This is a genomic window from Trichloromonas sp., from assembly GCF_041583255.1.
Taxonomy (GTDB): Bacteria; Desulfobacterota; Desulfuromonadia; order Desulfuromonadales; family Trichloromonadaceae; genus Trichloromonas.
The window spans coordinates 1-16,185 of sequence record NZ_JBFHGD010000012.1 but is presented as its reverse complement, the minus strand read 5'-3'; the positions used below and the strand labels follow the sequence as shown (position 1 = coordinate 16,185).

11 protein-coding genes are annotated in these 16,185 nt (G+C 52.0%); 5 read left to right on the top strand and 6 right to left on the bottom strand.

Annotation, left to right across the window (positions count from 1 at the left end; all coding sequences use genetic code 11):
* The 5 genes from ABYV89_RS01950 to pepA form a co-directional block, all read right to left on the bottom strand.
* Positions 1 to 1,368 (bottom strand): TIGR03013 family XrtA/PEP-CTERM system glycosyltransferase, encoded by a 1,368-nt coding sequence (locus ABYV89_RS01950; protein ID WP_432821236.1) that lies wholly within the window; start codon positions 1,366 to 1,368, stop codon positions 1 to 3.
* A 15-nt stretch (positions 1,369 to 1,383) separates the two neighbouring features.
* Positions 1,384 to 4,008, bottom strand: coding sequence for an XrtA/PEP-CTERM system TPR-repeat protein PrsT (gene prsT, locus ABYV89_RS01945; protein WP_432821249.1), 2,625 nt, complete (start codon positions 4,006 to 4,008; stop codon positions 1,384 to 1,386).
* 147 nt (positions 4,009 to 4,155) lie between these two features.
* Positions 4,156 to 4,842, bottom strand: a complete 687-nt coding sequence (locus ABYV89_RS01940) for a PEP-CTERM/exosortase system-associated acyltransferase (protein WP_432821235.1) — start codon at positions 4,840 to 4,842, stop codon at positions 4,156 to 4,158.
* A 647-nt stretch (positions 4,843 to 5,489) separates the two neighbouring features.
* On the bottom strand, positions 5,490 to 8,555 hold the full coding sequence (locus ABYV89_RS01935) for an SdrD B-like domain-containing protein (RefSeq protein WP_432821234.1): 3,066 nt from the start codon (positions 8,553 to 8,555) through the stop codon (positions 5,490 to 5,492).
* Positions 8,556 to 8,670: 115 nt separating this feature from the next.
* A complete protein-coding gene (gene pepA, locus ABYV89_RS01930) occupies positions 8,671 to 9,510 on the bottom strand; it encodes a flocculation-associated PEP-CTERM protein PepA (protein WP_432821233.1) in 840 nt (279 codons plus the stop codon).
* Positions 9,511 to 9,904: 394 nt separating this feature from the next.
* Here pepA and ABYV89_RS01925 point away from each other — a divergent pair, with 394 nt between their 5' ends.
* Together ABYV89_RS01925 and ABYV89_RS01920 are read left to right on the top strand one after the other, a co-directional pair.
* A complete protein-coding gene (locus ABYV89_RS01925) occupies positions 9,905 to 10,720 on the top strand; it encodes a 2-oxo acid dehydrogenase subunit E2 (protein ID WP_432821232.1) in 816 nt (271 codons plus the stop codon).
* A gap of 15 nt (positions 10,721 to 10,735) precedes the next feature.
* On the top strand, positions 10,736 to 11,977 hold the full coding sequence (locus ABYV89_RS01920; RefSeq protein ID WP_432821231.1) for a glycosyltransferase: 1,242 nt from the start codon (positions 10,736 to 10,738) through the stop codon (positions 11,975 to 11,977).
* Here the strand turns inward: ABYV89_RS01920 and ABYV89_RS01915 are convergent.
* A complete protein-coding gene (locus ABYV89_RS01915) occupies positions 11,967 to 13,025 on the bottom strand; it encodes a nitroreductase (RefSeq protein ID WP_432821230.1) in 1,059 nt (352 codons plus the stop codon). The genes ABYV89_RS01920 and ABYV89_RS01915 overlap by 11 nt on opposite strands.
* Before the next feature lie 218 nt (positions 13,026 to 13,243).
* On the opposite strand from ABYV89_RS01915, the gene ABYV89_RS01910 reads away from it, so the two are divergent.
* The 3 genes from ABYV89_RS01910 to ABYV89_RS01900 are packed head-to-tail and all read left to right on the top strand — an operon-like array spanning position 13,244 to position 16,103.
* Positions 13,244 to 14,371, top strand: a complete 1,128-nt coding sequence (locus ABYV89_RS01910; protein WP_432821229.1) for an ABC transporter permease — start codon at positions 13,244 to 13,246, stop codon at positions 14,369 to 14,371.
* A gap of 5 nt (positions 14,372 to 14,376) precedes the next feature.
* Complete coding sequence (locus tag ABYV89_RS01905; protein WP_432821228.1) at positions 14,377 to 15,069, top strand: ABC transporter ATP-binding protein; 693 nt, start codon at positions 14,377 to 14,379, stop codon at positions 15,067 to 15,069.
* On the top strand, positions 15,066 to 16,103 hold the full coding sequence (locus ABYV89_RS01900) for an HlyD family secretion protein (RefSeq protein ID WP_432821227.1): 1,038 nt from the start codon (positions 15,066 to 15,068) through the stop codon (positions 16,101 to 16,103). The genes ABYV89_RS01905 and ABYV89_RS01900 overlap by 4 nt, the downstream gene beginning before the upstream one ends.
* Positions 16,104 to 16,185: the final 82 nt, after the last annotated feature.

The following is a 16,185-nucleotide window of genomic DNA, read 5'->3' as shown; positions in this document are numbered from 1 at the left end:
TTATCTTCCTCCACGACTGAAAAGAACGACCTTCACCGTCTCAAGAATGATGAGAAAATCGAGTAGAATCGAGTAGTTTTTTATGTAGTAAAGGTCAAACCGGAGCTTTTCCAGAGCGTCTTCCTCTGAGGCCCCATAAGGATAGCAGACTTGAGCCCAGCCGGTTACACCAGGCTTCATGGAATGGCGCTTTGAATAGTAGGGTATTTTCTCATTAAGCTGCTCGACAAATTCCGGGCGTTCCGGCCGGGGTCCGACAAAACTCATGTCTCCCATGAGCACGTTGAATAACTGTGGCAGTTCATCCAGACGGGTTTTACGGAAGAAGCCGCCCACCCGGGTAACCCGGGGATCGTCCTTCTGGGCCCAAACCGCCCCGGTGTCTTTTTCGGCATCCTGACGCATGGTGCGAAACTTGTAAACCTTGAACAGTTGTTCTCGCTCCCCCACCCGAAGCTGTTTAAACAATATCGGCCCCGGAGAGTCCAATTTAACCATCAGGGCCACGATCGGCCAGGCGGGAAGCGCCAGAAGAATCCCGACAGAGGAAAAAAATACGTCAAAAATACGCTTGTAAAACCGCAGAAATGTTGTGATCCGAAAGCCGTTGGAATAGAGGAACCAGCTGGGCTGGATATTTTCGATGAGCAGTTTACCGGTCATTTCTTCGTAAAAACAAAGGGCATCGACGATGTCGACCCCCCCAAGCTTACAGCGCAACAGTTCACGTACCGGCAACACGCCACGCCGCTCAGTGACAGCCACCACCAGGCGGCTGATTTTTTCCCGTTGGATCAGTTCGGCAATGTTGTCAATATCGCCAACCACTTTGTCCTCCGCCACACTGAGAATATCCGCGACCGGCCGGACAAACCCGGCAAACAGGTTGCGGCCAGGCCGCTGCGTCATGGTCGTTTCGATAACTTCGGCTAGTGGGCCGACACCGATAATGAGCACCCGATTGGCAAGCCCTGGCAGCTCCAGAAGCATGAGAAAACCCAGATGCGCCACAAACTGGAATGCACCGAAAATCAGCAGAGACAAAGACAAATAGCCGCGACCAATCATGGCGGCAGGAAAAATATAATAAAAAACGGACAGCATGAAAAAAGAAACCATCATGGCGACTGCCGTCGTGGCCGCCAGGTCGAGACGCCCCGTGCGCCTTTCCCACCGATACATCTCACAGAAATAGCCAGAAAAAATGACTACCGCGACAAAAGAAACCATCCGCACGCCGGACGGCCCGAAGATCGTCGTCATGTCGCATGCGCCCTCAAAGCGCAGGACATGGCCGAGGATCAGGGACACCCCGGCCAGCAAGGCGTCTGCCACAACAAGAAAATAAGTCAGCCGCTGCATCTGCATGGAAAGTTTCGCCTCTTACTTCAACGAATCCAGCAACCTGCTGGCCTGTTCGGCTTCCGGCCCTTTTCCACTTTCAACCGTCGCCTGCAGCGCCTGCCTCGCTTCTGCCGACTTTCCGGCAGCCATCAGCGCCTGCCCCTGGTGCAGACGGACAGCAGCCACGTTCGGCAGAAGTTCTGCCGCCTTGTTCAACACATTGACCGCCTCTTCGACTCGCCCGTTTTTCAGTAGCACATACCCCAGGGTATCCAGGATCCCCGGGTTGGTCGGCTCATTGCGAAATGCCTTGATCGCCAGAACCAGCCCCTCGTCAGGACTGCCGTAGTTTTCTGCATACAGATAAGCCAGATTGTTCAGCGCCGCCGTGTGCCCCTCGGCCTTCGCCAGCACGTCCCGGTAGAGATCCACCGCCTTACGCTTATTGCCGGCCTGATCGTAAACGGCCCCCAGAGCAAAGGTGGCCTGAACAAAATTCGGGGCGGCTTTCTGTAGCGCCGACAGGGTTTCGATGGCCTGATCTGTCCGGCCGGTTCCGGCATAAAAAGCCCCCAACTGCAAGGAGAGGAGCGACGCGTCCCTGGCCGCTGCAATCCCTTGCTTCAAAATGGCCTCCGCCTTATCGGTCGCCCCGAGATTCTGGTGAACGGCTGCCATCAACAGATAGCCTGAACCGGCATCGGGCTGGCTGTCAATCTGCTGCCGCGCCAGGGATAACGCCTTTTCTTTTTCTCCCCCCTGTAACCAGGAAGCGATCACCAGAGGCAGACCGGCACCGGGCTTGAATTTTTCCAGAGACTGAAACATTTTGACGGCTTCTTCGGTCTTTTTCTGCTGCATTTGCAACCTGCCCCGCAGTTCGAGAATCCCCGGATGCGCAGGATAGGCCACATAAGCCGACTCAACCACCTCGGCTACTTTCGCTTCCTCCCGATTACGCATCAGGTAACCGGCCTGCGCCAGAAAACCCTCTGGAGAGCCGGTGTTGCGAGCCGACTGATAACCCGCCCTGGCGGCCTCTGAATCTCCCAGGATCTCCTGAAGTGCCGCCAGAGAAATGAGCGCTTTGATCTGCTTGGGATCGAGTTTCAAAACAGCCTGATATTCGTCGACAGCCTTCTGCCGCTGGTCGATGGACATATAGTAGTTGGCCAGGTTGAAATACGGGGCAAAAAAATCAGGCTTGGCCGCTTTGGCTTTTTCCAGAGCCAGCACCGCCTCATCGGGTTTTTTCTGGGCAAAATAGGCTGCCGCCAGGTAGTTATACAGCAGGGCATCCTCCGCCGTGCCCTCCAACCCTTCCTGCAGGGCCTTAGTGGCCCCGGTGAAATTTTGCTGCCGCAGATAAAGGGAAGCGAGCAGGAATCTGGTGTTGAGTACTTCGGGGGCGGCATCCACGGCCCTGGACAACTCGATCTCCGCGCCGGCATTATCCCCCCGGGAAAGATTAAATAACCCTTTTTTCATGTGCGCATCGGCCAGAGACGGGTCGAGGCCGATGGCCCGATCCAAGTGCTCCATGGCCCGGTCGTACTCGCCTTTGGCCAAATAAGCGCTGCCAATAATATTATGCGCCATGGCGTTTTGGTCGTCTCCCTGCAGCACCTTTTGGATCTGGTAAATACAGTCATCGACACGGCCCTGACGCAGCATGGTCATGGACACCATCAGGCGGGACTGGACATGCCCGGGATAGATATCGAGCGCACGTTGAAACTGATTCAGCGCCAACTCGTAACGTTCCAGCCGATATTCCGTCAACCCGAGGAAATAATAGCCGCCGAGGTCAGACATCTCCTGCAACGATATTCTCAATTCGTTGGCGGCACTCTCGTAATCGCCCTGCACATAATGGATCATGCCGGCCAACCTGGGGCCCGCCGGATGGCTGGCAAACCGCTTGCGCAGATCATCTGCAATACGCTGGGCAACAGCGGCGTCCCCGGAATCAAGGGACAACATGCCGGTCATGTAAAGAGCACCGACATCATTGGCATCAATAGCGTTCACCTGTCGATAGGCAGCAAGAGCTTCAGCCTTGCGATCCTGGCTTCCTTCGAGTGACGCCAGCATATAGTAGGCATTCTTGTTCCTGGGAGAAGCCTTGATCGCTGCAGCCAGTTGTGACCGAGCTTCGCCATCCCACTTTAAATGCATATAGACCTGAACCAGGGCTAGTCGCGCCGAAACATTTTTCGCATCGAGTTCGATCGCCTCGAGCAAGGACTGCTCAGCCTGCACAAAATCGTTACGCATGGCTTGGATGCGCCCCACATATTCCCGCGAAAGGGAACTTTCCAGGTTGTCCTGTTCGTACTTGCTTACCTCTTCGAACGCCTCGTCAAGCCTCTGGGTCGCAATATAGATAGAAGCCAGATCGAGCCTAACCTGCTGCCGGCCAGGATCCTGGAGGCGAACTTTGCGCAGTTCTTTTTCAGCCTTGTCCAGTTTGCCACCCTTCATGTATGCAAGACCCAGCTGATACCGCGCCTCCACGTAGTTCGAATCTTTTTCCAGAGCACTGTTAAGCAGCACGATTGCCCCCAGAGGATTGCCCTGCTGAATAAGCTGCTCCCCTTCGTGAACCATCTCCTCTTTGGTCTGACTCTTACAGCCGACCAAAAGACAGACTGCCAGTAACATCATAATCATTTTGTGAATCAATGTTTTTCCCTCCCGTTTAGCGTACTGCTTAAGTCAACATCTGCCGAGCAAAGGAGATAGTTTATCATAATTTAGCGACTTTACATGTCAGGACGCAGTCAGCATTTTAAAAAATCAATAACCGGTTCAATCAATCCAACCTGGGGGTTTGTCAAGAAGGTGTGACTTTTTCAAGAGAACTCTTTTTTCAATTTCTGCAATATCGGCTAAATACGGCGCTCTTAACCCATGATATTCGGCTTCCGGTCCGATTTCCCGCCAAGTAATCCCCCAGCGTCCGAGCAGAAAACTCAACCCCTTGACCATCACGGCATACCAATACTTCAACCCCTGAGCACGACTTTCGTGATAGACACACTGATACAGACCGGCCACAATCTGGCTTTCAAATTGATGCCGCTGATCGTTAATCGTCTTCATTTTAGGAATTTTGGCAGGATGCTGCGAATAAAGCACCTTGTCGATTTCTCTACGGCGAAAATCCTTGCTTATTGCCAGGCGGGAAATTTCACCAACGCACCCGGGCTCAATCGTGCGTTGAACAGGGTACAACTGGCAGTGATGCAAAAGAGGAAATCCGATATCAGAGGGAAGAATGATGCGAACAGTCCCTATAATTTCATCGGAACCTGCAACCATGGCACAGAAATGGGAGGCATGTGCGTCGTATTTGTCATATTCCAGTCCGCGGGGATGATCCTCAGGCGATTCAAAACCGCATTCGATGCAATAGACCTGGTAGCGCAAGCGATAGAGTTGCTCCATCCTGCGCACATCGTCATTGGCAACCCGCTGAAACCGGAACTTGACCATGAAAGGGTCCCCTCAAAAAAAACAACAAAGCATATCTTACTAAATAAAACAGAATAATCAAGCACCATAAACGCCCGCCAACATACTAAATATTTCATTGCAAACAATCAACATAGACCGACAAGCCTCCCCGGTCTCCATAAAAACAATAAACCCCGCCTCAAAAAGCGGGGCTTGTCAGCGTTCTGAACGCCTCAGAAAAGGCGCGCTTTTTATTAAATAAGCTCTTTATTAATCATCAATATTCACAACAGGGATCAGTCGTGTCCGGTCAAGAAGTTGCAAAGGCGTTGAAGTACAGATCTAAGATATCTGACGACCCCAGTCTGATTCCCCTGGCCTCGATCGAGAGAGGGCTTAAGCGGTGCAAACAGTCGAGCGATGGCTCGGGTATTAAGTTGGGTGCGATGAACACGGGCAAGTAACGACATTTCCATAAACCCACTCAATATTTGGCATTCATGGAAATTCGCCTCGACACCTCCTAGCGGATAACCAAGCAAAAAGCATCACAAAAAGCGTTTTATCTGCATTTGTCAGCACTATAGTTGTTGCAAAATCCCAACTGGACAGCAATGCTAAATCATAACAAAAAACAAAGGGGAGTGTGACCACTCCCCTCTATCCATAAACCATCCTGACTTTCGTCAGTCTTTGTAATACTCAGTTTTTTTACTCCCTGCTGGCCACGTAGAGGAGCACTGATCTTTGATGGAATCTCGGTGCGGAGCACAGAGGAGCCCGTTGTTGTATCTGTCAAGCATCAAGTAGAGAGGCTCTCCGATCTTCCATGCGCGACTGCTGCCTGACACACCACTGCCTGGTTTATGAGTTTTCATCCAGGTATCGGCTGCTGTTATGGTATCGGAGATACAGCTTGCATTGGCGCCCGTCATGACATTCAGCTTGGCCGACACCAGAGCAGGGAAGAGGGTATAAGTCTTATCTCCGGAAACAGCCTCGGAGATAAGGTCAATTGCCTTAGCCTTGCTGTAGCTTAAGCCACCAATCGTGATCGACTGGGTGGGCCAGGCATTGGGGTGGTTCTTCCAGTAACCGGGGGTACCCGTTCCACATTCCATCTGGTCTTTGGCCCCGTAGTAATGGCTCGGATCCTGATCCATTACGGTGGTGCCGATGTACTGGCCGGTAACCTTACCGATGTTGGCGTACGGACCTTCCATGGCGGTGCCGGTCTTGGTGCAGGTCATGGATTCCATAACCGCCAGGGTGGACTTGGGACAGGTGATCGCGCCGAGCTTGTCGTCGGTGACCGCAACGCCGGTGAGTTCTACGTTGCCGGTGTTTTTGATCACGTACTTCCATTCGACTATGCCGCCGACGAGAACCTTCGGACCGGTCGGAGTGTCGGCATCGTCACCGTTGGTGTACTTCTCGATGTCGATGGACGGCATTACTTTCCAGAGCCCGGCATCGACGGTGAGGTTGGGCTGACCGGAAACCAGGTCGTAGCATTCGGTCACGCCGGTGGCGTTGGCGTCGCTGTCGCTGGCGTCATTGCCGATGTTGGGCATGATGAAGGCGTAGCCCATGGGAGCTGCGAATTCCACCCAGTAGCTGCCCGGCATCAGGTTCTCGAACAGGTACTTGCCGTTGGCATCGGTGGTGGTGGTACGCATGGCGTTGGTGATGCAATTAACCAGTGTCACCGTGACGCCGGAGATACCCGGCTCGTCGGTATCCTGCTGGCCGTTCTTGTTGAGGTCGTTCCAAACGAAGTCGCCAATCGAGGTGGGTAACGCGTAGAAACCGAAGTCGATTGTCTCATCGCTGCTGTTGTCGTTGGTCAGCGTGACGTTGGCCGGACTGTCGTTGCTGTCGTTGGCCGGCGTGCTGTCCGGGGCATTGCTCATGGTTGGCGTGTAACCGGACGGAGTCGCTACGCTCACCGTGTAGGTGCCGGCGCACAGCCCTTCGAACAGGTACATCCCGTTGCCATCGGTGGTATCCGTCATGCTGACCGGCATATTGTAGATGTTGGTGCCGGTAAAAGTGACTTCCTGATTCGGAATTCCCGACTCACCACCATCCTGAATACCATTACGATTCACGTCATCCCAGACAAAATCGCCAATACTGCCAGCACAGGAAGAGCATTCCACGCAGGCCGAGTCCGCATCAGTCACCACGACATCCGCATTGACGAGGCTAGCAACACCTTCAACAACGGTAGTATTTCTAAGTTTATTTTCAAGATCGAGTTGATTCCCGAAGACATCGCAGAAACCATCCACTACAAGCCCGGCGTCATCATTTTTGGTTATGATGACCTGATTGTCCACACCCGGCAAAAGATCGCCCGACAGAGAATACCCCGGGGCTCCGAAAAGCATCGGGTCATTAACAACCACATCTTCAAGCGCAACCGATCCGCAGTTGGTAACAACCAGTTGATATTCAACAGCCCCCTGGGCCAGTACCGAATTATCGCAAGAATCGGCATCACCGAAGGTCTGACCACCGTCGACACTTACTAGCTTTTCAATATCGACACAAACACATTTGACCCAAGCGGGGTCTGCGGCGGTGACGGTATTACTCGGAGAAGGAAGCCCCGCTTCGCCCACCACTGTTGCCTTGTTAAACTTATTTGGTTCACCATCGCCGGGCGGAGGGACGTCAGCGCAGCGATTTGGCAGGTTCAACAAAGGATAATTTGCAGCAGTGAGAACCAGCTCTGCACCTGCAGCAAGAGTCCCTAAAAATATCGCGGTTTCGTCAACGATCCCAAGATAAGGATCCGTTACGGCGACATTGTTCAAATCAGCGGAGCCGCAATTGGTAACAGTGAATCGATATTGAGCCCCTCTGTTGGTGCCCGGTGCGGACTCCAGAGTGTTCGCGTCAAACCAAGAGACACCTCCGTTAACACTGACCTCCTTCACGATATCAATGCACGTATTTCCAGGAAAATATATCTGGGAGCCATCAACCTTTAGCATGATATTAGGCAATGCGGTCGAAGTCCCATCCCACATCTTAGAGGGAGAAAAAAAGGGCGGGGTGTTGAGTGTGCCCGTGGCTTGGATGCCAAGGACAGATCCGGTTTCTATATCAACGTAATTAGAATTAACAGAATCTATGACAAACTGAAAATCGTATGACCCCGTGCCTAAACCAGCATTTTTTCCCGTTAATGTTTTATCGAAACTTGCCGTTACCTTCAAAACATGGCCGGTTAAAATAGGCCCGATATTATCATCGTCACCATATCCTGCAACGACATTTGGATCGGCCTGACTCCCATCTGACAACTTGTCTAAATAAATATATAATTTTCCATCAACATTTTCCCCGGAAACAAAACTAACGAGTTCATGGTTGACGTTTAAAACATCGGTCGATCTTTTTTGAGCATCGACAACCAGTGGAAATTTAGCAACAAGAGTCAATTCGGCATTACTCAAAGCAATATCAGGAATGATTACGGGCAAACCATTTTTTTGAAAAACGGCAATCCTCGTTTGAAAAACAAAGTTTGTTTGATATTCAGACTCTGGCGGCACTTGTTTGTCAGGAACAAAACCCAGGAGCAACCCGGTATCAGTTCTATTGGTCCACAAATCGCTATATACATAGTTACTCAGACCCGCGGTATCTAAGCCAACCAGGGAAGATGACATAGCTATACAAGGCATAAAAAAGACAAAAAGCAACAACAGCCAAACTGACTGTAGCCTTCTCGTTTTCATTTGATAGCGCCTCCGCTGTGTATCCATCATTTATCGAACAAACCATGAAGCACTCAGATTTAAAACAAAAAAAAGCGCACCCAACATAAGGTGCGCTTTTTTATGAATTTCTTTATTATTTCCTTCTGCGTGCCAATACACCCACGCTTACCAAACCTAAACCGAGGAGCAAAATCGTCGACGGCTCAGGAACAACATTAAAGTCTGTGGAACCATCAAATTTAAGATACTGGGGATTCCTGCCAGCGGCAGCGGCAGCCGCAATTGATGTCCCATTCCACATTACAGCAGGAGTGAACGTGGACGGCTGATTCAAAGTCCCCGTCGTAACGAGCTGGAACAAGAACAAATCAAAAGGAATATCCCAGTAAGTATTATCATAGGAATCAACACTAAGCACGACGTTGAAGGACCCCGTACCTAACGCACCAGGAACCGTGGAGGAGAATGACGATGTCTGACTTACCATCGTTGCGCTAAGTATTTCAACTCCATCATTATAACCACTCACATTATTGGGATTTGCATCGGGGGTACTATCAGCATACATTTTAAATTCTGAGCCAAGATTTCCTGATTGGAAAATAGCCGTGGTAGTACCACCAACGGTCTGAACATCAACAACTCTCTCGATAAATCTTGCTGTAAATGTGATTTCATTGGTATTAAGGGCGATCCCAGGGAAGATCACCGGCAATCCTGAATTCTGAAAACTGGACACACGCCCCTGTAAAAGGAACTCAATATTGAAAGGCGTCGGCGCAAAGGGATTGAAATCAAGCGCCAGCCCGGTATCCGTGTAATAGTTGATCAAAGTGATATCTTTCATCACACCCACACCCGCACCATCTTCATCAAACCCGATGGTGTAAGCACGAGAATCCGACACGCCGACACTGACTACCATCGCCAATGCCAACAAAACACCAAAAAACTTGCTTCTTGTTCGTTTCATACACTTACCTCCTTCTCCATTTAGTGTTAAATTTGTCCGATCCATAACAAGCAGCGAAAACTACGAACCCGCCTTTCTATCGCCTTTAAAAAGAGTCATGCAATGCACAGGCCAACAAGCAAGCGACTGTAATTACAGGCATCTCAGAAAAGAAGACAGAAAGAATTCATCATAATGTAAACTTTGCCGACGGCTAGCTTGCATTTCCTTACAGACAAACAGCCGTCCATCTGCTACGGGTGATACAGGGTTTCATGGGGTTATAAATCTGCTATAGTTCAATGACATGTCAACCAAACAATTCCGCTCCGACACAAGCCGGAACTGACGCGTTCATCGAAAATCGACTACAGAAAACGTTTGCCGTCATGGCCCCAACCGGAAAGGAGGCAACATGCCCCCAGTGGAATCTCCCCGTCGGCAAAAAATTCCCGAAATAATCAGACCAAATCGAATTGCCTGTGCCTTCTGGTCACTCAACCAGGAAATGACCCCGGCGCACAAAGTTAACTTCGTCCGGGAGATCGACGCCACGGCCATGGACCGACTCCGTCAGGAAACCCACAATGGCGAAGGGCTGAAGCCTTCCTATACCGCCCTGATCGTCAAGGCGGCGACCATTGCCCTTAAAGAATACCCCTACGCCAACCGCGCCATCCTCGGGCCTCCCTTCTTCCGTCGTATCGTCCAGTTCAACAATATGGATATCACGGTGGCTATAGAAAGAAACGTTCCCCAGGCCGAAAGCGTGGTCCTTGCCGACACCATCTTGGACACAGACCGCAAATCCCTGGTCCAGATCACCCGAGAACTGCAGCACTCCCTGACAGCGGATGCCGAACAGCACCCCCGCTGGAAACTTTTCTTCACCCTCCTTAGCAAAATGCCGGTTTTTTTGAGTCGGTGGGTCATCCGGGCACCTCGCTATCTGCCCAACGAATGGGTGAAGCACCGAGGGAATGCCTGCTTCGTCAATTCACCGGCAAAATACGGCATCGATTTCGTCATTGCCGACATGATCTGGCCGCTGACCGTGATGTTTGGCTGGGTCAAGGAACGGCCCATTGCCATCGACGGCAAAGTGGAAGTAAGAAAAACCATGCCCCTGTCCATCATTTTCGATCGACGGATTATGGCCGGTGCCCCGGCCGCCCGGTTTTTCAATCGCCTTGCCGAAATTCTGGAAAATGCGGACTGCGAACTTCGTTAACGTCGGAGAACCCTGATGCGAATCCTCTGCCTGCCTTACACCCACACCCTCTCTCACATCAGCCGCCCGCTGGCGATTGCCGCCGAACTTCGCAAACGCGGACACCAGATCGTCTTCGCCGGAGACAGTCCCAAAGACCATTTCATCAAGAGTGAGGGGTTTGAGGTATTGCCTGCCTACCAGGTGGGACCGAACATTCTTTTCGAGCGGATCCGAAAAGGTGAACTAAAGTTCGTCCATGACGACGAACTGGCTGCGATGATCGCGTCTGACCGCCAACTGTTTGAGCAGGTGAAACCCGACCTGGTGTTGTCGGACGGTCGCTTCAGCGCTCCCATCTCGACCGGCATCGACAACCTGAAGCAGGTTGCCATCGTCAACGTCTCATCGACCGAATACCGGGCCCTGCCCTATATCCCCTTTTTTGAATGGCTCCCCAAAAACCTGATCAACCGGGAGACACCGCTGTGGAAAAGTCTCGACCGGCTCAATCTTGCCCTTGAAATGCTGGTCTTCGACAACGCTTCTGCCATCTTCAAGAAACTTAGTCGGCAACTATCCCTACCCCACAAAGTCACCGCAACGAACTGCCTGGCGGGCAAAGATCTGACCCTGCTGGCAGACATCGAAGAGTATTTCCCCGCCAGAAACCTCCCTGCCAGCTATCACTACATTGGCCCGCTGACCTGGGAAAGCCCCCTGCCCCAGCCTGCCTGGTGGCCCCCCCCAAAAAACCGGCAACTACTGGCGTATTTCACGATGGGAACAACCTGGATGGGGGGATCTTTTGCCGATTTGTACGCAATGATCCGCAAGCATGGGATCAACGCCATCATTTCTACCGGCGGTCAGGCAAAGGGAACCAGACCAAACGAGCTGAAAACGATCGATGGGGAGATCTATGTTGAGGATTACGTCAACGGCGACCTGATCATGCGGGAGTGCGACGTGGTTGTCTGCCACGGCGGAAACGGAACCATCTACCAGGCCCTGCAGAACGGCAAACCAATTGTCGGCATCCCGACCATCCCCGACCAGGAATTCAACATGCGCCGCGTCGTGACTCTGGGCGCAGGGGAGAAACTTTCGTTAAAGGAGCTTCAAAACAACCCTGAAAAACTTTTCGAGCTGATTCAGGCGGTGGCAGGCAACCCAAGCTACAGAGCCAACGCGCAAAAACTACAACAGAAACTTGCCGACCTTAAGCCGGCACAGAAAGCAGCAGACCTGATTGAAAAGAATTTTCTCACCCGGTGACCAGCTGCGCGACCGGCTGTCTCAGCGACCTGGCGCTCGGGCGGCCACCGGTGCCGATCCGAAACAGCATCACCAGATGCTTACCTGCGGAACCGAAAATCCTATCCAGTTCTGACCTGACTTCACCGATCAAGCGCACCTGCCCCTCCGTCAGCCCCGCGGTCTGCCCGGCGAGCACCCGTTCAGCCAGCAGCGCGAGGCCGGCCACGGGCTGCACGGACAGTCCGAGACGGGTCGCCTCAAGCCAAAACCGCTGCATGGCTCGCCCAGCCACGACAAAAGACTCCTGCCCCGAACTCTCGATCAGAATCCCTCCTATTGCCGAGGCAGACGCCAGCAACTTACTGCCGTTGTTCGCCACCACTTTTGGCAATCCCACCTTGTTAAGTTTTTCGACAATGCTCCAGTGGCGAAATACGCGAAAGGCCAAAGAGTCGATCAGGCCCAGCTCAAGCGTCTTCAGGTCCATCCCGTCAAGACTCCCTCTGGCTTCACCATCATTCCACCGGATATGATCGAACAAGAATTTGTGCAGCAGGGGGTTTTCAAAGACCAGCCGATCGTTGTTGGCGAGGATGTCGGATAATTGCCGGATATGCTCAGGGTCGGTCACCAGGCGAACCACCGTACCATCAATTTCGCCTGTTGCATGCAGAAGAATCTCTGCCGCCGCCTTCGACAACGGTCGGCCATCATATTTTTTTCGGTTGGTGCAGCGTGCCGAAAGCCAAGGCAAAAGTGGATGCTCGGCTACCTCAGCATCCACAAACTCGACGGTCGCCACCAAATCGGAAAGGCTCGGGTCGGGGAAATACTCTATTTGTGCCCGCAATCCCAGCGACGGAGCGGCGATCCTCAGGTTTTCGAGCAGCGCTCCGTGAGCCAGCAGAGAGGCCCTTTGGGCAAAATTATATAGCGAGGTATCTTTATCAGACAGGTTATACAGCTTGACCGTCTGAGAACTTACGGAAAACTGCCATGGCTGGCAATTGTCACCCGAGGGGGCGGTGGTCGCAAGTTGCAACAGTTTTTCAATCCGCTTATCCATAAAGTCGGCATCCTTTCGCTGGATCGATGAGTAATTAGTGAATTCTATAGTATAATTTCACGAATTCAAACCATTACCTACATACAGTCCATAGCCCGCAGCAAAATCTTTGACACACAACTTTCAAAGTTTTTTGCTGACTTTCCATAAGGTTCCCGCTACATTTAGCGTTCATTCATCCAAAAGATCGGCTTGCAGTCTCACGGGCACACCCCACTATGCTCTATGTTGCGTTAAGAATTCTTCTTTACGACAAGGTTCGCTCTCTGATCACCCTGGTCGGTATTATTTTCGCCGTTGGGTTGATTTTTGCGCAGATCGGCATCTATATGGGCCTGATGGCAACATCTTCGGTCATTATCGACAACACCGATGCCGACATCTGGATCACCTCGCAGAACAACAAAAACTTCGATTTTTCCCAGCCTTTTCCCGAATATATTTATGACCACGTACTTTCTACGCCAGGCATTCAAGCGGCGGAAAAACTGATTGTTGCCTGGGGTCTGATCCGGCAGGAGCAAGGGGGAACCGAGCAGGTGGAAATCATCGGCTACAATCCCGATAGCGGCATCGGCGGCCCCTGGCGGTTAAAAGAAGGAGACAGTCGTTCAGTTAAGAACGGCAACTTCATTATCGTTGATGAGTCGGCAGGAAAGCGTCTCGGTGACATTCGGGTCGGCGATTATCGCGACATCCTCTTTCGTCGTCTGCAAATCGTCGGCATCTCCGAAGGGGTCAAATCCTTTACTACCGCACCTTTTGTGTTCACCTCATACAAACTGGCCCAGAGCCTGGTCGGTTACATCGGCCCCGACAACACCGTCTTTGTCGTCACCAAGGTTGTCCCCGGCGTTGAAGTGCAGCAGGTGGTTAACACCCTGAAAAACAAACTAACCGGTGTCGACGTCTACACCAAAGAGGCATTCAGCCGCAAGACTCGCCTCTACTGGACCATCGAAACCGGGGTCGGATTCTCGTTTCTATTGACCATCATCATCAGCTTTTTGGTCGGCATGCTGATCGTGGGACAGACCATCTACAATTCAACCATGGAACACATCAAGGAATTCGGCACCCTCAAGGCCCTGGGGGCCGACAACCTGGAAATCTACAAAATCATTTTCAGCCAGGCACTGATCAACGCCCTGGCCGGCTACTTGATCAGCTTGATCATCACCCTGGCCTCGGTGAAATTTTATGAAGCGGTCGGTACAGTGATGATCGTAAATCCCTGGATGAATCTGTCCGTGCTGGCCCTGACCCTCTTCATGTGCCTTTCGGCTGCGGCGGTTTCAATCCGGAAAATCAAGAAGATCGACCCGGCCATTCTTTTCAGGGGATAACGAACTTGATCCAACCGCTGGTCACAAACGGATTATTCAAAACCTACCAGGAAGGACGAACCGAGGTTCGTGCCGTGGTTGATGTCGACCTTCAGTTGAATGAAGGAGAGGTGGTTGGCCTCTTCGGCCCGTCAGGAAGCGGCAAAACCACCCTGCTCTCCCTGCTCGGCTGCATCTTGCAACCGACAGGCGGATCCCTCAAGCTTTTTGGCCAGGAAGTCTTCGGTCTTCGTGAAAAAGATCTCCCGCCACTGCGCAAACGGTATATCTCGTATATTTTTCAGGGATTCAACCTGTTTCCGGCATTGACCGTCTATGAAAATGTTATGCTTGTTCTAAAAATCAAAGGGATTATCGGCACCTCGGCCGAAAATTTCGCCCGGACGATGATCGAAGAAGTGGGCCTGGCGGATCGGATTAATTTCCTCCCTCGGGATCTCAGCGGCGGGCAAAAGCAACGGGTCGCGATTGCCCGGGCGCTGGCGGTGGAATCGCCGCTCATCCTGGCCGATGAACCGACCGCCAACCTGGATCACGTCAATGGCAAAAAGGTGATGGAAATCCTGCGCAGTCTGGCCGCAGAGCAGAAGAAATGTGTTGTCGTGGCCACCCATGACAACCGGATTGAAGACATATTCGACCGCATTCTTATCATGGAAGACGGACGCATTGTCGATGAAAAGAAGAGGGGTCTATGAAAAGCAGTCGTTTTGGCTTGATACTTATTGCCGTTCTGGTTGTTGCAGCGATCGTTCTGGCTCTGGCCGGCCCTTCTTTTTTTGACAACTCAAAAAACCAGACAAACCATATCCGCCAATCGATACCACACCCCCCCCAAGCCGGGTTTGCCGCCAAGGGAACAGTGGAGAGCATCACAGAAATCGATCTCAGCAGTCGAGTCACGGGGGAAATTTCAGCCATCACTGTTGATGAAGGGGATCCCGTCACCTCGGGCCAGATGCTGGTTAAAATGAACAGCGGTAAAATCGAAGCCCAGATCGACATCGCCGAAGCAAACCTGCGTGCCAGCAAGGCTCTGCTCGATGAACAGGCGACCGGATTTCGCCGCGAGGATATCACGGCGGCTGAGAGCGCAGTCAACCGTGGCCAAGCCGTGTACGAGCAGGCGGTGCTCGAAGCAGAGAGGCAGCATAGACTTCTCGGAAAAGGCGCTACATCCAAAATTGACTGGGAAAAAGCCGATGAAAAACGACGCGTTGCCCTGGCACAACTCAATGAGCTTGGCGCCCAACGAGACAAATACCAAAAAGGCTCCCGAGCTGAGAGCATCGCCCATGCCCGGGCCAAGGTTGTAGAGGCGACAGCCGAACTGAAGTATTACCGAGCCGTACTGGCCGATTATTCAGTAAACAGCCCCGTAAACGGCCTGGTAATCAGACGGCACATTGATCAGAATGAGTCGGTGGATGTCGGAACACCACTGCTGACCATTATTGATCCCGCTCAATTGCGGATTCATGCCGAAATCGAAGAAACCGACGTCGGACGTATCAGCGAAGGGCAAGGGATCGAAGTGACTGTAGACGCCCAGTCAGGCAAAGTCTATTCAGGCAAGGTCTATAAAGTTTTTCCAACGGTAAGCAAGAAAACTCAACGCACCTTCGATCCAATGGCTTCCTTTGACATCAATACCCAGAAAATTTACATTGCCCTGGACGACTACTCCGGATTGGTTCAGGGCATGACCGTGACCGTACGCTTTTTAAAGTAACTGGCAATTTGGCTGCAGGCTGAAGACTGCTATCAAACCTTCGGCCTTCGGATATACTAAACGCCTTTAGCCTTTAGCCTTT